Source organism: Psychrobacter sp. BI730 (genome assembly GCF_013414195.1).
Taxonomy (GTDB): Bacteria; Pseudomonadota; Gammaproteobacteria; order Pseudomonadales; family Moraxellaceae; genus Psychrobacter.
Window position 1 is genome coordinate 39,996 of the sequence record NZ_JAATTV010000017.1, and the last position, 21,935, is coordinate 61,930.

Consider the following 21,935-nt stretch of genomic DNA (forward strand, 5'->3'; position numbering starts at 1 on the left):
AAATTTAAATCTAAGGAATAGCCATGTGTGGAATTGTAGGCGCCGTTGCTGAGCGAAATATCGCTAATATCTTACTTGAAGGCCTAAAGCGTTTAGAATATCGCGGCTATGACTCAGCTGGTCTGACGGTTATTCGTGATGGTGAACTACACCGTGAGCGCCAAGTAGGTAAAGTACAGGCACTAGTTAATGCCGTCGCTATCAATCCAGAGTTTTTTGATGGTCATATCGGTATTGCTCATACGCGCTGGGCAACCCATGGCGAGCCAGCACAACGTAATGCGCATCCACACGTGTCAGGCAAAATTGCGGTCGTTCATAACGGTATCGTCGAAAACTACGCTGAACTAAAAGAAGAGCTAATAGCCAAAGGCTACGTGTTTACTTCACAGACAGATACTGAAGTTGTGGCGCATCTAATCCATGATATCTACAAAAAGACACCTGACTTGTTAGAAGCAGTACGCACCATTATCCCGTTACTGCATGGTGCTTTTGCATTGGGTATCGTCCATGTAGATTGCCCTGATGAGCTCATTACTGTACGTCTAGGCTCACCTTTAGTGATTGGTGTTGGTATCGGTGAGAATTTTATCGCATCAGATCAGTTGGCGTTGCTGCCAGTGACTAACCGCTTTATGTATCTAGAAGAAGGCGATATCGCCAAATTAACTCGCAATAGCATTCAAGTTTATGCAGATGGTGTTGAAGTCCAACGTCAAATACATGAGATTGATGCAACCCAGCACAATGCCGATAAAGGCGAGTTCAAACATTATATGCTCAAAGAGATTTACGAGCAGCCAGATGCCGTCGCTCGTACGATAGAGATGGCTTTGGATAATGGCGAAACGACTAAACTACGCGACGATTTTTTACAGCGTCATGAGACACTGTTGTCAGGTATTCGTCATGTGCAAGTGATTGCTTGTGGTACCAGTTATCATGCCGGTATGGTCGCAAAATACTGGTTTGAGAGCCTTATCCGTATACCTTGCTCGGTCGAGGTTGCCAGCGAATTCCGCTATCGCAATCCTGTCGTCGTCGATAATACTTTGGTCATCTGTATTTCTCAATCTGGTGAAACGGCTGACACCTTATCAGCGTTACGTGATATCCAGAAGCAAACACCAGCAGGCTTAGTCAGCTTGGCATTATGTAATGTACCGACCTCATCGCTGGTACGCGAAACAGATATTTTCTTGCCGACGTTAGCAGGGCCTGAGATTGGCGTCGCCTCTACCAAAGCATTTACCACTCAGCTTGTGGCATTGATATTATTGATATTAAAAGTTGGTGTCACGCAGAAACGCATGACTGACGAACACTTAAATACGTTATTAAGTGAGTTACATCAATTACCAGGACAACTCTACGCCAGCTTAAACCTTGATGCTCCTATCAAGACCATGAGTGAAAGCTTTGAGGATAAGAAAAGCTGTCTATTTTTAGGTCGCGGGCTACAGTTCCCGATTGCGCTAGAAGGCGCGTTAAAGCTTAAAGAAATTTCTTACATTCATGCAGAAGGTTATGCGGCAGGTGAACTCAAACACGGTCCATTAGCATTGGTCGATAAAGACATGCCTATCGTCGTACTAGCGCCTAAAGACAGTATGTTTGATAAATTAAAAGCCAACATGCAAGAAGTGCATGCGCGTCATGGCGAGCTATTTGTATTCGCTAGTGAAGCCAGTCAAATGGTCGCGGAAGATAGACTGCACTTAGTATATGTACCTGATGTTTGCGAGACGCTTGCCCCTATCGTTTACAGCGTGCCTGTGCAACTGTTGTCATACCATGTAGCAGTGATGCGTGGCACAGACGTCGACCAGCCACGCAATTTGGCAAAATCAGTCACGGTAGAATAAGAAGAATTACTCTACGTAAGATCTGAAAAGATAAGTATTTACCCCTGCTATTGTAAACTCAGTAGCAGGGGGTTTTTATAATTTTAGAACGACCTACTAGCAGTTTAGAAAAAATAGTAATAATTGCCTGAGCAAAAATTAAATAAAAATACTTAGATCCAGTTCCAAATAATTCGCATGTATTAAAAACTGGTAGAAAGTAGAATTTCAATACAAAAAAATAGTGACACTCTATCTATTAATTAGAGTATCACTATTATTGCGCTTATTTGGTGGCTACATTAAGTTGCCTGTAACGACGTTTAGTCTCTCTCTAGCACCACTCTATAGCGAGCATTACCACTCTCTAATCGCTCAAACGCTTCATTAATCTCAGACATTTTATAAGTTTCAGTGACTGGCTGAATATTATGGCGCGCAGCAAAATCTAGCATTTTACGCAGCGTCGCTGGTGAGCCAACTGGCGAGCCTGATAGACTGTTTTGAGCCATAATCATTGGTGCAGCCGATATCTCTAGTGGCGCTTCTAACAGTCCAACAAAATGCAGCTTACCTTTTGGTCTTAGCGTCTTGATCACGACATCCCAGTTCATATCAACGTTCACTGTTGAGATGATTAAATCAAAAGAACCTGCGGCTTTTTCAATTTCGCTATCGTCTCTTGAGTTTAGTGAATGGTGAGCGCCCATCTCTTTTGCTTCCTCCATTTTTGATTCACTGGTAAATGCCGTCACTTCACAGCCCCACGCATTGGCAAACTGCAATGCCAAATGACCCAAACCACCAATACCAATTACAGCCACTCTAGAAGTTGGTTTGATGTCGTACTGCATAAGTGGGTTGAACACTGTGATACCGCCACATAACAGTGGTCCTACCGCGTTAAAATCAAGTCTTTCAGGTATCTTGATGACGCTAGTATCTTTTGCGCGTACTTTATCTGCAAAGCCGCCGTGGTTACCAATGATCGTACCTTCTTGCTCAGGGCATAGGTTATGGTCTCCATCGATACATAGATCGCAGACGTTACAGTATCCTTTATGCCAGCCAAGTCCGACTTTATCGCCCAATTCTAGATGCTTGACTTGCTTGCCTTTATTGAGGACTTTACCTGCAACCTCATGCCCACCGACAAACGGATATTGAGTCATACCCCATTCGTTTTGCCACATTGACAAATCACTATGGCAAATGCCGCAGCTATGTACTTCGATTTCTACTTCGTGATCGCCTAAAGCACCTGGGTCATATTCATAAGGCTCAAACTTGCCACCTTTTTCTTTTGCTGCGTATGCATTAATCATAGTTATTCCTTATTTTCTAGTTTTTTAGAGATTAGTTTGTAGAGATTGGTTTATCGTTCTAGCAGCTACTCACCTATTAGTAAAATTAAAATAGTGCTATAAGATATAAACAATTTCTTCAATTAATTTGATTGGACAGACTATAGAAAAGACTAACCCAACTAATCCATTCAACTTACCAGTTTTAGACTAACGTCATACAAAGAGTCATACTTAATAGGCAGTAACTCATCAAAAATACTGCTTATCGTCAGAAATATTGCTTTGTTACTTATATTGCTTTGTTACTTGTACAGTGCACGCCTTCCTCGATAACCTGTCAGTTTTGGCGTCTTTATTACTTGCAGCAAGAGACAGATTATCATGAGTGACATTCCTAGCCAGCCGATAGGAGAGAATGTTTCACCGATTATAATGATAGCCAATATAGTGGCTACAATAGGTTCTAATAACGTAATAAGCGTCGCTTTGCTCGCCTCAATCACTCTCAACGCTTGACCAAAAAGTAAATAACCAAAGAACATCGGCGCAATTGCCAAATATAGGGCAACGCTTATATGTTTTGCATCCAAAAACAGGTTTTCCCCTGTTAATAATAATGATGGCAACAATAAGATCGCCGACAGACCAAACATGCTTGCCATCGCTGATTTCGAGTTTACCCCGTTCTCTATCATCTGACGTGCTGTCCATGAATATGTGGCATAGGTCAATCCTGCGACTAATCCTAATAAAATGCCTAGTATTCGATTATTTGCTTGTGCGTTTATATCTAAATATTGGGTTTTCCCTAAAGTCAGAAAAATAACACCAACCACACCAAATATAAAACTTACCACCCATCGACTAGTGACTATTTTATTGCTAATCAGACGCTCCATGATAATAGTGAAAAATGGTGCGCTAGCAATTGAGATCACTGTACCAATAGCGACACCTGCCAATCTCATAGAGGAATAAAAAGCTAAAGGATAGATAGCAACGCATAGGCTACCGATGAATAAGAGACTGGGCTGAGAAAATATTTTTTGTCTATCGCTTAATAAATTATTCTTAGCATTCAATACTAGCAATACACCACCCACCCCCATCGAAAACGCACCAACGGCTAATGGACTAACATCAGGTATAAAAGCAGAGGCTGTACCTGTCGTTCCCCAAAGGACACTGGCAGCTATCACACATAGAACAGCACTTAGACTAGATTTATTCTGCAGCATAGTAGCTACCTCTAACGTTATAATGAATAACATTATTATAGAGAGTTACAGAATAGAATTTTTGCAGATTAGACGGTTTGTATGTCTGGTTAGACGTGTTTTAATTTGGAAGGGGCAATACCGAAATATTTAGAAAATCGGCGGCTAAAAGCACTAACATCCGTATAACCAACCAGTTCGGCTATGATAGCGATAGGTGAATCAGTATGTAGTAACAAAGCTTGCGCCTTTTGCATTCTGATCTTTGTAATGTACTCAGTGACGGTCTGGTTTGTTTGCGATTTGAAGTTCTTTTTAAACTGTGTGGCACTGAGACAAGAGATATCCGCCAACACTTCGACAGAAAGGTTTTTAGCAAAATTATGATGAATATATGCGACGACTTCTCTAATTCGAGCGTCATATTGCACAAATAGATTTTGTTGTTCTAGAAGCTTACAAAAGGTATCAAACATCAGTTTCTCGACTTCTGGATTGATTTGATACCTTAACTGACTTTCTGAAAACTCCAAAAATGCCAACAATGGCGAACTTATAGAAAAGACAATTTGTGATGAATGAAGCACATTATCTGGCAACAGATCTGTATCCACAACGATAAACTTTGCATTCTCCTCAGCGCTAAAGTAGTGCTTTTCATTTGTCTTAACCACAACACATTCGCTTGGGATAACTTTTCCAGTATAGCTCCCAACTTCGATATTTATTGCCCCTCGCAAAGGCAAAACAATCTGATGAAAGTTATGAGAATGCCCTCTAGTTTGACGAGTATATGACCTAATTGAGAGCGTGTTAATCATACATCGTTTTCCAGATTGCTATTATTGTGTCGTGTCTTGGCTCATTAGTTGGTTAGCTATTTGGCTCTCTATGAGAAGTAACTATTAGGGGTCACTAGGCTTACCATGTGGAGCCAGCCATTTAGCAAACTATCCTGATAGGTCATCCATTAAGGTATAGACGACAGGAATAACAACCAAGCTCAATAGCGTAGAGGTCACCAGACCACCCAGTACCGCTGCTGCCATCGGTCGCCTAAAGGTAGGATCTGCATCACCCCAACCAAATACTAGGGGCAACATACCTGCACCCATCGCGATGGTCGTCATGATAATAGGCCGTGCACGCTTGCGACATGCATCTACGATAGCCTCAAAACGCGCCAGCCCTCGACGCTGGGCAATCAACGCGTAATCGACCAGCAGGATTGAGTTTTTAGTCGCAATACCCATAAGCATAATAAAGCCAATCATCGAAGGCATAGATAAGCTACTATTAGTAATAACCAAGCCGACAAACGCCCCACCGATCGACAGAGGTAGCGCCATCAGAATGGTAAAGGGCTGCAATAAACGACCAAACAGTAGAATAAGTACGCCTAAAATACAAACCACACCGACGGACATCGCAATGATAAAACCACTAAAGAGGTCTGCCATGTTTTCGGCTTGACCTTGGTCGATAATGGTAATCGAAGGCGGCAGTTGCTGCATAGTCGGCACTGCTTTGACTGCTTGTACCAAATCGCCAAGCTCGCCACTCGCAGGTTGTACCGTGATACTAATGGCACGCTCTCGATCCAATCTACTAATCTGCGCAGGTCCAGTGCCAAAGTCTAGCGTAGCAACCTCACCGACGCGCACGCCTTGACCTGCAGGCATAGTACTCGGCACGTACAAACCTTCTAGTTGGCTAACATTTTGCTTAGCCACGTCAGGTAAACGTACGACGATTGGTACTTGGCGCGTATCAAGATTAAGCTTGGACAATTGCTGCTCGTAGTCGCCTACAGTCGCCACACGTAGAGTCGTAGCGATATCTTGCGTGGTCACCCCTTTGTCAGCCATTGCCAATCTATCTGGCGTTACCGTTAGCTCTTGGCGTGGTAGACTGCGATCACTGGTCACAGCGCCTGCACTTGGTAGTCCCCGAATCTCAGACATGATTTTTTGTGCAGTTTGTTCAAGCAATTGCGGATTGGTACTGGTTAATGAAAAGTTATATCCACTCTCACCACCACTCGATAGCCCGACTGTGAACCGTGCTCCTGGCACTTCTGTCATCAGTTTGCTAATTTTGCGCTCTATCTCTTGCTTGGTGCCTCGTTCTGCACGCGGTGCAAGCACAATATCCAAACCGGCAATGTTTTCAGCCTTACCGCCGCCACCATCTGACGCACCCATCGACGCCTGCGCCTCTCCCACTGAAGTAAAAATATTAGTCACCTCAGGCATAGCCAAAATACGATCACTTGCTAGCGCCGCCACGCGCTCAGTATCTTCCAAAGAGACGTCAGGTGTCAGCTCAATAGCCACTCGAGTTTGATCGATATCATTATCAGGGATAAATGACGTCGGTAGCAGCTTAACCAAAGCTAATGAGGCCACAAATAAAACAAGCGTTGCACCCATGGTTAGCCAGCGATGATGTAGGGTCCAAGACACAATCTTAAGATAGTACTTCATCATCGCGCTTTGTTTTTCGACGTGCTTTTTCTCAGGTCGTAAGATATAAGCTGCCATCATCGGTGTAATCAGGCGAGCTACCATCAGCGAGGCAAAAATTGATAAGGCAGCCGTCCAACCAAACTGACGGAAAAACTGTCCAACGATACCGCCCATAAAGGCCGTTGGTAAAAATACCGCAATCAACGTAAAAGTAGTCGCGACAACGGCCAGACCGATTTCATCAGCGGCTTCCATCGCCGCTTCATAAGGCGTCTTACCCATGCGTAAATGGCGTATGATGTTTTCGACTTCAACGATTGCATCATCAACCAGCACTCCAATGACCAATGATAATGCCAGTAGTGAGATGATATTAAGACTAAAGCCAAACAGATACATACCCAAAAAGGTTGGAATCACTGATAATGGCAAAGCAACCGCAGCAACGATAGTCGCGCGAATATTGCGCAAAAACAGGAAGACTACCACTACAGCCAACAGACCACCCTCGATGAGCATTCTTAACGAAGCTTCATAATCTTCTGCAATGGGTGTGGCTCGATCATAGACTTTTTCAATACTGATGTTACCGACATCAGCAGTCAGCTTGGCAAGCTCTTCATCAACCAGCTCCATTACATCGACTTCACTGGCACCGCGCGAGCGAGTGATGTTAAATGCCACTACGGTTTGACCGTCTAGCTTGGCAATTGAGCTTGGATCTGCTGCGCCGTCAGTGATTTTTGCCATACGCCCTAAAGCTTGTGTGCCTCCTGTAGGGACAGCCACTTGCAAATCGTTTAGCTCATTTGCTCGCTCAACAGCACCGAGAACACGGATGGTCTGAGTCGTATTGCCAACTTCCGCCTCCCCACCAGAACTGTCTTGCTGGATACCAGCGATTTGCTGCGATAATTGCGAAATAGAAAACTTTAGACCACTTAATGCAATTGGGTCAGCAGCAACCGTGATTTCACGCTGCAACCCGCCAACACGGCTCACGGTACTGACGCCTGGTATATCAGATAGTCGTTTGGTAACGGTATCATCAACAAACCAAGATAAATCCTCCACGCTCATATTCTCAGCAGCGACAGAGTAAGTAACCACTGGAAACCCAGCAGTAGATACTTTGGTAATAATAGGATCATTAGCCGCAGCTGGTAGATCACCACGTACTTCACCGACTGCTGACCGCACATCGTCTACCGCTTCTTGAATGTCTTTTTCTAAGGTAAATTCAGTGGCAATGGTTGCCGCACCCGTCTGTAGCGTGGTGCGAATATGACTCACGCCTTCGATACTGGTCAGTTTATTTTCAATCTTTTTGGCGATATCGTTTTCGAGCTGTGAAGGCGCAGCACCCGGTAGCGTCACCGTGACTACCACCGCTGGCAAATCTATATCCGGAAACTGCTGGACTTTCATTTTCATGAAACCGTAAATGCCGCCCAACGTCAGCAGCACAAATAGCAAGATAGCAACGAGCGGGTTCTTTATCGAATAAGCGGAGACGTTTAAGCTCATGGCTGTGCCTGCACTGGCTTACTAGTTTGAGTTACACCATCAACAACGCGCACTAGGTCACCATCATTTAAGAAGCTACCGCCCTGTTTTACGATACGACTGTCACTTGGCAAAGGCTCTAGCACTGCTACGCTCTCGCCCAATCGCTCACCCAATGTGACTCGCTGCTGCTTGATACGTCCCATTGATCGATCGTCTCGAGTAGTCGATTCAGTAACGAGCATCACATAATCATAACCATCATTACTGACCACGGCGCTATTAGGAATCGTTTGCGTGCTGGTACTTCCTAATAGGAATTCGCCTGTTTGATACATGCCTGCACGTATCTTTGAGTTGCTAGCTAGGCTGGCATAAATCGTAATTTGGCGGTTGTTGTCTGCGGTTGGTGCGATGCGGTTTACTTGCCCCATCACTGTATCACCACCCGGTAGACTGACTTGTACAGGCGTACCGACGTTTATATCCCCGATAAGCTTAGGATCTATATCTGCTCGCCATTCCAAAACCCCGCCTTTGATAATCGTAAATAATGGATCCCCACCTGCCACTTGACCGACTTCTACCATTTTTTTACTGATAATACCGCTGACAGGAGCGACGACTTTTGCGTTCTCTAACGTTAAACGCTGATTGCTCAAACGGGCTTTGGATGCTTGCAAAGAAGCTCTGGCACGGACTTCCGAGGTACGGTAGCGGTCGGCTTCTTGTTTGCTGATGGCATCGATATCGATCAATGGCAGCACACGTGCAGCATCAGCGCTGGCATTGGCAAGGGTTGCTTCCGCTTCTGCGACATCTGCTTGCGCCTGTAGTACTTTCTGCTCCATAGCATCGGTGTCGAACACGGCTAAAACTTGACCCGCTCTGACGCGGTCGCCTTCTTCGACCAAGATACGCTCGATAGCCACACCATTGACTTTTGCACTGACGTTCGCAATATCCTTAGCATTAATGGTTCCATCGGCACTGAGCGTGCTGCCGATATCATCTTGGCTTGGACTGATTGTTTCTACTGAGAGTACTGATTGCTCAATACTAGCATCGCTACCAGTTGCCTGATCGTTTGCGACAGAGTTAGAAGTTGCTGACTCATCTGTAGCTGCATTACTATCATTGCCCCAATACTTGCCAAGCAGTACTCCAATCACTAGCACGGCTGCTAATACGGGCCACAACCATATTGGTGGTTTCGCAGATGGCCTTTGAGATACAGTGTCAGTTTGACGATATGGCGGCAACTCAGCTTCAGCTGACGGCTTAGAATGGGTTTCTTCAAAATCGCTCATGATAGCTCTCTGTAGGTACAGTCAATATTAAAATACTCGATATAGAATGACTAAAAATATCAATCAGTCATAGCAATAATAAAAAGTGGCACGCAATCGAAGCAATGTTTGGATAGCCTGATATAGGGCTATGAGCGTTACTTACAGAGAGTATTACGATGTTCTCTAAAGCACTGTTTATTATTATAATAGTCCATCAAATTATCGAGAATAGCATATATTTAGTCATCATCTTATTTTTATATATAGGGTCTAGCGTTCATAAATTTAATTGAAACTTAGATCGAATATATGTTCAATATTCAAGGCATATCAACTGATTTAAAGAAATAAGATCGCGTGCAGCCAGCTGTTGAATATTTGATTTATTCAACGACTGACTATGGATTGAGTATCGTCTATAAAGAATGTTAACGTTGTGGCCATGCTGTTTGATTATATCCAGAGCTAGGTTCAATGACATACTGAACCTACTTGCAGGCACTAAGCACTAAGCACTAAGCACTAGGCATTGGTATAGCGACTTGCCTCAGGCATCCAGCGATGAATCAATTGACTGACATCTGCTTTTCGCGCAGGGTCTGCTATCAAATGCTTCGCTAACCGCTGAGCAATGGCAAATAATTGCTCATCACGGATTAGATCAGCCAAATAGTAGCCAACGTTACCCGTTTGACGTTTGCCTAACAGCTCTCCTGGCCCACGTAGCTCTAAGTCTTTTTGAGCAATGACGAAGCCATCGGTACTATCGCGTAGGACGTTTAGTCGCTCAGTACCTGTCTCCGATAGTGGCTTTTGATATAACAGTACACAGAAGCTTTTGGTCGAGCCACGTCCGACTCGCCCGCGCAGCTGATGCAATTGTGATAGTCCCAAACGCTCCGCATTTTCGATAACCATCAATGACGCATTGGGTACATCGACCCCTACCTCGATGACAGTCGTCGCAATCAGCAAGTCCAAATTACCTGCTTTGAACTCTTGCATGATGGCTTGCTTATCGGCAGACTTCATCTTGCCATGTACCAGTCCAATACGAATATCTAGACGTTCATTTAAGTCTTCATAAGTGGCTTCGGCTGCCTGCGCATCCAAGACACTAGACGCTTCTACCAGTGAACATACCCAATACGCTTGCCTGCCCGCTTCGCAATTAATCGCAATACGTTCTATGACTTCATCGCGTCGATTGCGATCAATGGTTACCGTCGTAATTGGCGTACGCCCCGGTGGCAATTCATCAATGATTGAAGTATCCATATCGCCATAGACGCTCATCGCTAAGGTTCTTGGAATCGGTGTTGCGGTCATGATTAGCTGGTGAGGTGTGCTATTAGCCACGCCTTTATTGGTCAATGCCATGCGCTGCTCGACACCGAATCGGTGCTGCTCATCAATGATAACCAAGCCTAATTTAGCGAACTGAACTTGCTCCTGAAACAGTGCATGAGTACCGACCACCACTTGCACGGTATTTTCTGCGACTGCTTCCAATGCTTCGCGGCGCTGTTTGGCCGTTTGCTTACCTGCGAGCCAACCGACACCAATACCCAATGGCTCAAACCATTGCTTAAAATTCAGTAGATGCTGCTCTGCCAAAATCTCAGTCGGTGCCATTACCGCGACCTGCCAGCCACTATCGAGCGCATAGCCTGCCGCCCCTGCTGCCACCAACGTCTTGCCAGCACCCACATCACCCTGTACCAGTCGTAGCATCGGAATTGAGGTCGCCATATCCGCAGTGATGTCTTTCATCACTCTTTTTTGCGCACCCGTTAAATCAAAAAGCAATGCAGAAAACAGCTTGTCAGCAAGAGGACTATTGGTAGTGCATTTGGGTGCTTTATGCTGATGCAACTGCTGGCGACGATATAGCAGACTGAGCTGATGCGCAGTCAACTCTTCAATAATCAAGCGCTGGCAGGCAGCATGCGTACGAGCACTGAGTTGAGTGAATAGTTTGTATTGCTGAGACGCGCTAGTATAAGTAGGCGGCGTATGCAGCAGTACCAATGCTTCAAATATCGTTAAATTATAGACATTATGCTGAGCAATACTGGCAGCGACGTTATGTATGTCATTATCTGCCTGATAGGTAGAAGGATTGGGTTTATATACGCTATTGCCAATCGCATTGCTAGTCACATTGTCAGGCACACTGCGTGCTAACGTTGAGAAAATATCTTCGGTATATTCGGCCTCTGATACTGTTGATTTAGATGGCTCAAAAGGCACTAATGGCAAATCGGATACAACTGCAAAATCTTCAGCCGTAAACAATGTCATCGGCAGACCTTGGCTCCGAACCGTTTGCAATGCCAGTTTAATTAAAGTGCGCAGTTTGTTTTGATGTAAACCTTTGACAGTAGGATAAATAGGCTGCAATCCCGTATCGGTCATGACTGTATTGTCAGTGATAACTTGATATTCAGGGTGATGTATCTGCTTACCGTAGCGGCTGACTTTGACTTCACCAAACAGCTGTAAACGTGTTCCCAAATTCATAGTCTGTACCAGACCACGATAGACCTTAAAAAACCGTAACGATATCGTACCCGTATCATCGTCCACCGTCACAGTCATCCCACTGCGCTTGGTATCGACATGAACGATATGACCAGTAATTAGCGCTGACTGTCCATGCTCTACATCAGCGATTGATACCAGTCGACTACGATCTTCATAATCACGGGGCAAATGTAATAGCAAATCGAATATCCGCTTGATATTTAACTGCGCCAACTGCTCTGCGACTTTTACCCCTACACCTGCTAGCGCAGACACTGGCATATCTAGTGCTGACAACGGTATGTCAGATCTAAAGTGATCTGACGAGTTGGCTGAGGCATGACTCTCCGATATTGGCATTAAAGATCCTAACAATATTATTTTTAATTTTTGTATGCTAAATCGAGCATTTTTAATAGTACGTATAAAAAAGTCCACTCATTTCATTATAGCTGACAATACAATTGCTTATGCTAGGCTATTTAGTAAAATAGCACCTATACAGTCCATCTACTATAGATAAACCGCTTCTCCTCATCATACCAATAACTGATGTCTTATTTTTTGAATTCTGGCAATTTCATAAGGTGTTTTTCTATGCTTGTTTCTATTTTGCCTCGTCAGTTGCTTCATAACTTAATTCGTCATAATCTAAAACTACTGAGGTTGAGCTTAATACCTATTCTCGGTTTTTATATTAGTGCGTGTAGCACGTTGACATCTACTACTCCCAAAACTCCAGAGCCTGTTATTAAAGCCCCTACTGTCGCACTGGTGTTGGGTGGTGGCGGTGCAAAAGGGTTTGCCCATGTGGGCGTCATCAAAGCTCTAGAGGAAAACGGTATCAAACCAACATTGGTGGTCGGTACAAGTGTGGGGAGTTTGATTGGCAGCTTATACGCCAGTGGTTACACGCCGGCACAGCTTGAGCAATTGGCACTGACCACTACTGATAGCCAGCTCACAGACTTTACTTTATCCAATCAAGGTTTTATCGAAGGTATTAAGTTAAAAAACTTTATTAATAGCAAAGTGAATGCGCGTACCATAGAGGATTTCCCCATTGCTTTTGCGGCAATCGCAGCAGAAAAACACACTCTGAAGAAAGCGGTCTTTACCACTGGCGACGCTGGGCTTGCCGTACAAGCGTCCTGTAGCGTACCTGATATTTTTATTGCCCCGCGCATTCCTGAAAAGGTCGGTAAAAAATATATCGATGGTGGTGTAGTCAGTTTAGTACCAGTAGATAGCGCCTATGACTTAGGTGCTGATATTGTCATTGCTGTAGATGTAACGGGAGCTCAAGGCAGTGATAATACTAATAATCAAATACCGACTATGAACTCATTAAGTGACTTCTGGGGCTTTCTAGAAAACAATATTCTAGCTCCCAACCTGACTGCTAATCGCTCCGCGTCAAATCAGAGCGAGCGGGATCGAGCGGATATTGTTATTACTCCCAATGTCGGTCGTAACAGCTCAATAGATACTAGGCAGCGACGCAGTCTGATACAAGCAGGCGCTCAAGCTACAACGCCACAGATCAATGCAATTAAACAACTTATCCAAGAGGAATCTATTAGCAAATATGCCACGCTGTAGCTCAGTATTTTTACTTACTTATCAGTAAAGTTGTTGAAAGCCCTAACACACCAATAAAAAAGCACCGCAGCTATAAACTGTGGTGCTTTTTTATTGGTAGCTTTCAGTACTAAATGGATAGTTTTCAGTGCTAACTATATCAATGCTAGCTAAATTCTAATTCAAAAATTCAGGGCTACTTAACGCGCGCGCGATATTTTACAGCGACAGTATCATTTAGACCTACGCCTTCTAGGTCCCAACGTACTGCTTTATAATATTTAAGCGCGACGTCTTGTAGTTGATTATCTACCTTGGTACGTAATGGCATACGAGCAAAATTATTGCCATCTACACTGCCATATGGGAATTCAGGAGCAACGGTTTTTAATAGTTCTACCTGCTCTGGAATGCTCATCGTAACGGTCATTTTACGGACGCGATCTGCATTGGTATTGGTAAAGTATCCTTGATATTCCAATACATTGCCTGACTGCAAACGAGTATTGGTATCTACAGGGACAAGCACTTCTTGACCGTTGGCATCAACGCTGACCAACGACGCTGTGATTCTACTATTAACGGCTTGAGCACTTGAGTTGCTGTTCTTGTTGGCATTTGTCTGAATAGCCATTGAGCTATCAACCGCTTGCTCTGGTGTTGGTAACATCGCTGAGGCTTGTGTGACTACCATTGCACCGATGAGCGTACCGGCAACAACGTGAAATAAGCGGTGGCCGCTCCAAGCACTGAACGGGCTAGCAAACTGGTTACTTTTTTTCATGATTTTCATTATCCCTGGTTGATATATCGGTAAAACACAGATGGTGCAACTTAAGTTATTTTTATAATTTGTTCAACAGATAAAAAGCATTACGATGTACATAAGATATCGCTGTGAAATAGTTCATGCAATCTATGAAACACACGAACTCACTTATCTAACCTGATTATCTTCGCTCAGCATCTGTAAAGCAATAGCGCTTAGCATAACAAAAAGCATTTGTGCGTACATTAACCCAGTGTTGAGGTTGTGTATATCAGCGATTGGCAATAAGAATGCTTGAATACAGCTGAAATAAAAGATAGCTCATAACCGCGTTTTTTGCTATGGTAAATCTTTAGCGTTAGGCATTTTTTTGCTGCGCCCCTTTTCTTATTCTAACGACTACTGCTCCCATTATGACTACTAGCTCCATGCCCCAGATCAACCCTGAATACGTCCATTGGTTCCGTAACTCTGCACCCTACATTAATACTCATCGCGGCAAAACTTTCGTGATTATGTTTGGTGGTGAAGCGGTCAATCATGCGAACTTCAGCACACTTATTCATGATTTTGCCTTGTTGCATAGCTTGGGCATCAAGCTAGTACTGGTACACGGGGCACGACCGCAAATCGAGAAGAACTTAAAAGACGCTAATATTGAATCGCCGCTACATCAAGACATCCGTATTACGCCACGTGCAGCGATGCCATCTATCTTACAAGCCGTTGGTGCTATTCGTTTACAGATTGAAGCTCAGCTATCAATGGGACTGGCCAACTCTCCGATGTATGGTTCTCGTATCGATGCGATATCGGGCAACTTCGTGACAGCGCGCCCATATGGTATCCGTGAAGGTATTGATTACCAAATGACGGGTGAAGTGCGTTCTATCGATGTGGAAGCCATCAAAAACAACCTACTTCATGACCATATCGTTGTACTAGGCTCGATGGGCTACTCTGCGACTGGCGAAGTATTTAACTTATTGGCGGAAGATGTGGCCCTAAGCGCTGCCGTAGCACTAGGTGCTGATAAGCTTATCTTCTTAGGTGAAGAAGCGGGTATCAACGACGACGATCGTTTATTACGTGAAATGATTCCTAATGAAGTTGATCGCTTCTTACGTGACCGTGATTTAAATTGCGAAATCAATTATTTCTTGAATTGTGCAAGCTTGGCCTGTCGTCAAGGCGTCCATCGTACGCATATTATCTCGTACGCTAAAAACGGCGCATTACTAGAAGAGCTATTCACACGTGATGGTTCTGGTACGCTGATTAGCCATGATCCTTATGAAGAGATTCGCCGTGCCAATATCGATGATGTGGTTGGTCTTATTGAGCTGCTGTCACCTCTAGAAGAACAAGGTATCTTGGTCAGCCGGTCACGCGAGCGCTTGGAGCAAGAGATTGATAATTATAGTGTGATTGAGCGTGATGGTATGATTTTGGGCTGTGCAGCATTGCATACGTTAGACTCAGAGTCCGCGGAAGTTGCCTGTGTTGCCGTGCGCCCTGAGTACCGTAGTGGTAGCCGCGGTGCAGATTTATTGGCATTTCTAGAGCAGCAAGCACGCAGTCATGGTTTGTATAAGCTGTTTGTTTTGACCACTCGTACTGCGCATTGGTTTGTTGAGCAAGGCTTTGCTGAAGTTGACGCCAGCGCTTTACCTGAAGCACGTTTAGAGAAATACCATAATGGCCGTAACTCCAAAGTCTTTCAAAAGAATCTATAGTTTATTACCAACCTAATATCGGCTTTATAAGCTCGATATCAAGTTGACATAAATATTTACCCATAAAAAAGCCTTCACAATTATATGAAGGCTTTTTTGTAGGCTAAGTACCTAAATTAAACAATATCTGCTTTAGATACTTATTTTACTTTTAATAGCTCAACAGTAAAGATAAGCGTGCTGTTAGGCTCGATACCAGCATTACCCGCTTCGCCATAAGCGATGTCTGATGGGATATAGAACTCGTATTTTCCGCCTTCTTTCATCAACTGTAAACCTTCAGTCCAGCCAGCGATTACTTGGTTTAGTGGGAACTCGATTGGCTCACCGCGCTCATAAGAGCTATCAAATACCGTACCATCAAGCAATTTACCTTCGTAGTTTACTTCAACCACGTCAGTTGCTTTTGGTGATTTACCAGTACCTGCTTTGATAACTTTATACTGTAAACCAGACTCTGTTTGCTTCACGCCTTCTTTTTTAGCGTTTTCTGCTAAGAATGCAGTACCAGCGGCTTTATTTTCTGTCGCTTTGGTTTCCATGTCTTTAACGAATTGCTCTTCTTGCTCTTTTTGATAGTCCATCAATACTTGTTGCATTTGCTCTTGGGTCAATGCTGATTCATTGCCTTCGTAGCCATCACGGAAGCCTTTTTCAAAAGTATTTAGGTCTAGATCTTTGACAGCGTCTTTATTGCCTTCTGCCATCATGAAACCTAAGCTATAACCTACTTTTTCACTAGCTGAGCTTTGTTCAGTAATGGAAACGCTTTGAGCGGCTGTTTCTTGATTGCCATTGTTGGTGCTACAGCCTGTTACTAACAACATAGCGCTAGCAAGTGCACTAACGCCTAAAGTAGTGATTTTTTTCATAAAGTACTCTCTAATTGTAAGAATAGTGGCGAGATGTCACATTCCTCTATAATAACAAATCTTAGTTTTGGGAACCACGCTTTGCACGAAATTATCGGGTCAATGTATAGTCTATGTTAATATCTTCTATCATAATAACAAGTTATCACACAAATATAGTAACAGGTAAAGCTTTCTGTCTTTAAATCCATCAATACATCAGCTAAGCTGAATTAGTGAAGGAGATAAGTAACCGAGCGTTAATTTTTATCAAAAATAAGCAAATATCGATAGCGAAGTCACTGTAATATAAATAAGAGATACTGCTGATAATAATTTATGCTCAAAAACGATAATATCTCTATATAACTGATTCTAAAAATACTATTTATGACAACCATCTGTATGTCTTGCTCACTAATCGCTGTATGAACATTGTTTTTGGCGAGTTATATAAGATGCTTCAAGGAGGATAAGATGAACCCAATGTACACATCTTTTAACGGCTATCTCGGTGGACCTATCGGTTCCATCATTGGTGCTATTTTGATATTCGTTATTGGTTGGCTAGTAGCCCTTGGTATCGCAGCACTGGTACGCGGCGTACTCTCTAAAGTTAATCTCAATCAACGTATGAACTCTTCAACTGGTAAGACCTACGACCTTGAAGGTATCATCTCCAAAATTGTTTTCTGGTTTATTTTCATCATTGCTATCTCAGGCGCACTTAGCCAATTAAACTTAAACTCTATCTCAGCACCATTCGCAAATATGGTTAATCAAGTATTGGCATTTATCCCTAATCTTATCGGCGCTATCGCACTTGGTGTGATCGGTTGGGTCGTGGCTACTGTTGCACGCACAGCGATCAACGCTGCACTCGCAAAAACCTCTATGGATGAGCGTTTAAGTGCACAAGCTGGTGTAAAACCAATGAGCAGTACGATTGCTGATATGGTTTACTGGTTCATCTTATTGGTTGTGTTGACCATGGTACTTGGTCAATTAGAGCTTGACGGTTTGTTTGCACCATTAACTAATATGGTTGACAAAATCTTTAGCTTTATCCCTAATATCTTGATTGCTGGTGTAGTCTTCGTCGTTGGTTATATCATTGCCAAAGTCGTACGCGGCATCGTAACCAATCTTGTTTCTACTTTTAATGTACAAGAATTGGCGTCAAAAGCAGGTTTAAGTGAGCAAAACAGCTTACCTAACATTGCAGGCTCTCTAGCATTTCTTGTGGTTATCATTCCAACTATTATTGCTGCTTTAAATGCATTAAAAATCGAAGTGATTGCTCGTCCTGCGACCAATATGCTTAACAAAATCATGGAAGCCTTGCCAAACATCTTTATGGCAGTCGCTATCCTAGTAGTAACTTTCTATGTTGTACGTATGGTTGCCAACATCATCAAAGGTCTGATTGAAAACACTCAAATCAATCAATTACCTGCGAAAGTTGGTCTACAAGAAACCATGGGCGATAAGAAAATCTCTGACCTAGTTGGTTATGCGATTATATTCTTCGCTATGCTATTTGCTGCTATTGCAGCTGCTGACTTGTTAGGTTTCGAGCCTATCTCAGCTATTATCACGATGTTCATCGCATTCGGTGCAAACATCATCCTAGGCGCAATTATCCTGTTTATTGGATTCTGGCTTGCCAATATTATTGCAGGTGTGGTTGAACGTTCTGAGCAAGGTTCACAATTCCTAGCAAACATCGTACGTGTATTGATCATGGGCCTAGTATTAGCAATGGGTCTGAAAGCGATGGGTATTGCCGATTCAATCGTTAACTTAGCATTTGGTTTAACACTAGGTGCGGTAGCCGTTGCCTTTGCTCTATCATTTGGTCTTGGTGGTCAAGAAGCTGCAGCTCGCTTCCTACGTAAAATGCAGGATAAGATGGATCATGAACGCACTGAAGCGAAAGCAAAATCTGCGCTACAGCCAAGTTCATCAACTCAAGAAAAAGTTGCTGATTCAGTTCGTGAAAACACGCCATCTGCTGCTAGCACACCTACCACTGATTTACGTACCGATGTAGTTGATACACCACGTGTTGATACTAATGACATCTACAACAGTGATGACGTACTTCCTGGTAGCGGTCTTAATGACGATATCAATAAATAAGTATTTTTGATTGTTTAGTTTAGATACGAAAAAGACAGCCTAGGCTGTCTTTTTTTATGTCAGTAAATATATTAATAAATCTATGGTTATTTTTATCGAAGCTCTTAGTATAGAATGTCATTCAAACAATTTCACGCTACAATCTACTGCTTATCTTTTCGCGTTGGAATCGTTAAGCTCATCTGTACTTGAGGTAAGTTTTCTTTTTGCGCCTTCGCAGGTTTACCACCTTCCACGCTACTAGCAGGTGGCGTATTTTGCTTATCTAATTCTTGTTGTTTTAGCTTTTGCATTTGCTTAGTGAGTTGGCGCTCCCTTTGAGTCATCGCATCAACTGGCTGAATCCACAAATCAATATCGAAAAAATTCTCATTATTCTCAGTGATAAAGTCGATACCAAGCACGACTATATGATGTAGCTCAATAATTGGCAAACGTGTGGCAACGTCCTGTGCGATCTTTGCTAGCTTTGGTTGGACAGCGGCTTTGCTATTAGGCCCTTTAGACTCGTGACCATAAAACACCAGTACATAATGTCGTCCCAAACTCTCATAAGAATGTTGATGTACGACATAGCCATCTTTTTGCAGTGTTGCGCTTTGTTTAGGGTGTCTATATAGCGTACGGATAAGCTCGTGACGAGAAAATAAAGACTCATCTAGCAGTTGTTGTTGCCAGTGAGCGAGTGGTATTTCTGTCTGTTCGTCACTGTTAGTTACGTGCTTTTTACCATACGTATCTATCATCTGCATACTTAGCTGAGACCATATCGTGGCTGCTTGTATCATATGCTTATGGTACATCTGAGCAGTTGAACTTTGGTTCTTGTAAGCGAGCGTGATGGCTACCAGTGCTGAGTTAGGTTCATCTTGTACTTCATTTTTGATGAGCGCATTATCTACTACAATAGCAGGGGCAAACAGGTCTGGACTTTGCAAAAAGTGCTCAACCAAAGCGTCTTCTGACTCGAAACTTGGAATATGATTTACAGCCGACTGTTGAAGCTGTTCTAAATGATAAGCTAAGAAACGCCACAACTCACATGGGGTCCGTACTGCTGCTGCTATCGAGTACCAATCATCCCAGCTAAATACTTGTAGCTGCTGCATGCTTTCGCTCATGTCGACAACTAAATCTTCTAAAAAGTAACGAACCCCAAAATTATGCTTAAGTCGCTGTAGAGCACTGTTTGAATTATTTGCACTGTCACCGTTATCATCTTGATTAAAATTGCTACTTCCTCCAACAAGCTGAATGTCAAAAATCATGGCTTCATAACCAGCTAAGGCATTTTCTTCATTTTGAGACGATAATGACTTGTACCACGTAAGTGCTGACTTTACCGCAGTCATACGTACAGCCTCAATATCAACCGACTCTGTATCATAAGGTAAATACAGTGTCAGCTCCAACAACTGTAGCTTGCCAAGTGGCAACTGATATTGATAGTGACGAGCGATATACTGAGCATTGTATTCATGCTCAATCGTATGCATGCCTGCTAAAGTCACTGCCATAGCGTCTGCTTGTAAATAACTGACTAGCTCGGTCGTCAGGTAGCCCCAGTCGGGCATAGTAGTAATCGAATGGGACACAAGTTCCAACCTTCTATTATTTTATGGTGAATATCGCACATGTCAGCTCGTAATAATAACAACATGATTGTCACGTATTACAAATATCTGAATGATGCAAAATTATGCTACATAAGCACTATCAGAGACAGTCGCTTTCAAAGCGATCACTTGTTATGATGATAACAAAGCAGTATTGCTTGCGTGCAAGTTTATGGATGACAAACTGTACTTAGTTGTATTTATCGAAACCGTAGTCATTGAAATTTTAATCATCGAATTTTTAATGACTATTATATAATAATAAGGATTAAACATTATGAAGCGTTTTAAAGAAAAGACCGTCGTTGTAACGGGTGCAGGCTCTGGTATTGGCCGTGCAACTGCTATTCGCTTTGCCGAGGAAGGCGCTAGTGTGGTTTTAGTAGGACGTACGGCAGCAACACTAGAAGAAACTGCAAAAGAGTTGCCGCAAGATCGTACCTGGATTCATACCGATAATTATCTCATTATTACATGCGATATCAGTGTCCAAAGCCAAGTACAAGAGATGGTTGAACGTGCTATCGACAAATTCGGTAAGATTGATATCTTGGTCAACAATGCTGGCAAAGCAACCCAAGGTAAAATCACGGAATTGTCTGCCGATGATTGGCGCTCTGCTATCGATGTGAATCTAAACGGGACTTTTTACGTCTCTCAAGCTGCTATGCCTCATTTGATTGCATCAAAGGGTAATATCGTCAATATCTCATCGCTTTCAGGCGTGGGTGGTGACTGGAATATGGCTGCTTACAATGCTGCTAAAGCAGGTGTGACTAATTTAACCCGTACATTGGCATTAGATCATGGTTCGGATGGTGTTCGTGTTAATGCGGTTAATCCAAGTGTCACCAAAACCGATATGACTACGGCTATCCAAGACAATGAGTCTAAAACGGATAAGTTCTTAGCTCGCTGTCCGCTTGGACGTTTGGCAGCTCCAGAGGATATCGCCGCCGCCATTACCTTCCTAGCGAGCGATGACGCCTCTATGATTACTGGTGTAAACCTACCTGTCGATGGCGGTGTTAGTGCCTCTAATGGACAGCCACAGTTCTAAATTGTTAAGCTGATAGG

14 protein-coding genes are annotated in these 21,935 nt (G+C 43.3%); 5 read left to right on the forward strand and 9 right to left on the reverse strand.

The features are described from left to right. The first annotated feature begins 23 nt into the window (after window positions 1-23). Window positions 24-1,868, forward strand: a complete 1,845-nt coding sequence (gene glmS, locus HCZ91_RS12260; protein ID WP_179799593.1) for a glutamine--fructose-6-phosphate transaminase (isomerizing) — start codon at window positions 24-26, stop codon at window positions 1,866-1,868. Window positions 1,869-2,170: 302 nt separating this feature from the next. On the opposite strand, the gene HCZ91_RS12265 is transcribed toward glmS, so the two are convergent. The 6 genes from HCZ91_RS12265 to recG all read right to left on the reverse strand — a co-directional run bounded on the left by HCZ91_RS12265 (window position 2,171) and on the right by recG (window position 12,523). Continuing rightward, window positions 2,171-3,172 carry an NAD(P)-dependent alcohol dehydrogenase gene (locus tag HCZ91_RS12265; RefSeq protein WP_179799594.1) on the reverse strand — a complete coding sequence of 334 codons (1,002 nt, stop codon included), beginning with the start codon at window positions 3,170-3,172 and terminating at the stop codon, window positions 2,171-2,173. A 284-nt stretch (window positions 3,173-3,456) separates the two neighbouring features. After that, on the reverse strand, window positions 3,457-4,392 hold the full coding sequence (locus tag HCZ91_RS12270) for an EamA family transporter (RefSeq protein WP_179799595.1): 936 nt from the start codon (window positions 4,390-4,392) through the stop codon (window positions 3,457-3,459). 89 nt (window positions 4,393-4,481) lie between these two features. Further along, window positions 4,482-5,192, reverse strand: coding sequence for an AraC family transcriptional regulator (locus tag HCZ91_RS12275; protein WP_179799596.1), 711 nt, complete (start codon window positions 5,190-5,192; stop codon window positions 4,482-4,484). Window positions 5,193-5,321: 129 nt separating this feature from the next. Continuing rightward, window positions 5,322-8,366, reverse strand: coding sequence for an efflux RND transporter permease subunit (locus HCZ91_RS12280; RefSeq protein ID WP_179799597.1), 3,045 nt, complete (start codon window positions 8,364-8,366; stop codon window positions 5,322-5,324). Continuing rightward, window positions 8,363-9,655: an efflux RND transporter periplasmic adaptor subunit gene (locus HCZ91_RS12285; RefSeq protein WP_179799598.1), complete on the reverse strand. Its 1,293-nt coding sequence runs from the start codon at window positions 9,653-9,655 to the stop codon at window positions 8,363-8,365. The genes HCZ91_RS12280 and HCZ91_RS12285 overlap by 4 nt, the downstream gene beginning before the upstream one ends. A 504-nt stretch (window positions 9,656-10,159) precedes the next feature. Then, window positions 10,160-12,523, reverse strand: a complete 2,364-nt coding sequence (gene recG, locus HCZ91_RS12290) for an ATP-dependent DNA helicase RecG (protein WP_179799599.1) — start codon at window positions 12,521-12,523, stop codon at window positions 10,160-10,162. A 237-nt stretch (window positions 12,524-12,760) separates the two neighbouring features. Here recG and HCZ91_RS12295 point away from each other — a divergent pair, with 237 nt between their 5' ends. Then, window positions 12,761-13,765, forward strand: coding sequence for a patatin-like phospholipase family protein (locus HCZ91_RS12295; RefSeq protein ID WP_179799600.1), 1,005 nt, complete (start codon window positions 12,761-12,763; stop codon window positions 13,763-13,765). Window positions 13,766-13,940: 175 nt separating this feature from the next. Here HCZ91_RS12295 and HCZ91_RS12300 read toward each other — a convergent pair whose 3' ends face one another. Continuing rightward, window positions 13,941-14,528, reverse strand: coding sequence for a hypothetical protein (locus HCZ91_RS12300; protein WP_179799601.1), 588 nt, complete (start codon window positions 14,526-14,528; stop codon window positions 13,941-13,943). Between the two features lie 398 nt (window positions 14,529-14,926). On the opposite strand from HCZ91_RS12300, the gene argA reads away from it, so the two are divergent. Beyond that, a complete protein-coding gene (gene argA, locus HCZ91_RS12305; RefSeq protein ID WP_179799602.1) occupies window positions 14,927-16,249 on the forward strand; it encodes an amino-acid N-acetyltransferase in 1,323 nt (440 codons plus the stop codon). 140 nt (window positions 16,250-16,389) lie between these two features. Here the strand turns inward: argA and HCZ91_RS12310 are convergent, their stop codons facing one another. Beyond that, window positions 16,390-17,121 (reverse strand): FKBP-type peptidyl-prolyl cis-trans isomerase, encoded by a 732-nt coding sequence (locus HCZ91_RS12310; RefSeq protein ID WP_057762133.1) that lies wholly within the window; start codon window positions 17,119-17,121, stop codon window positions 16,390-16,392. A gap of 456 nt (window positions 17,122-17,577) precedes the next feature. Between HCZ91_RS12310 and HCZ91_RS12315 the strand changes: the two genes are divergently transcribed. Beyond that, a complete protein-coding gene (locus tag HCZ91_RS12315) occupies window positions 17,578-19,242 on the forward strand; it encodes a mechanosensitive ion channel (RefSeq protein ID WP_057762135.1) in 1,665 nt (554 codons plus the stop codon). 143 nt (window positions 19,243-19,385) lie between these two features. Here the strand turns inward: HCZ91_RS12315 and HCZ91_RS12320 are convergent, their stop codons facing one another. Then, entirely contained in the window at window positions 19,386-20,837 is a 1,452-nt protein-coding gene (locus HCZ91_RS12320) for a hypothetical protein (protein WP_179799603.1), read from the reverse strand. Between the two features lie 298 nt (window positions 20,838-21,135). Here HCZ91_RS12320 and HCZ91_RS12325 point away from each other — a divergent pair, with 298 nt between their 5' ends. Continuing rightward, window positions 21,136-21,918, forward strand: coding sequence for an SDR family oxidoreductase (locus HCZ91_RS12325; RefSeq protein ID WP_179799604.1), 783 nt, complete (start codon window positions 21,136-21,138; stop codon window positions 21,916-21,918). Window positions 21,919-21,935: the final 17 nt, after the last annotated feature.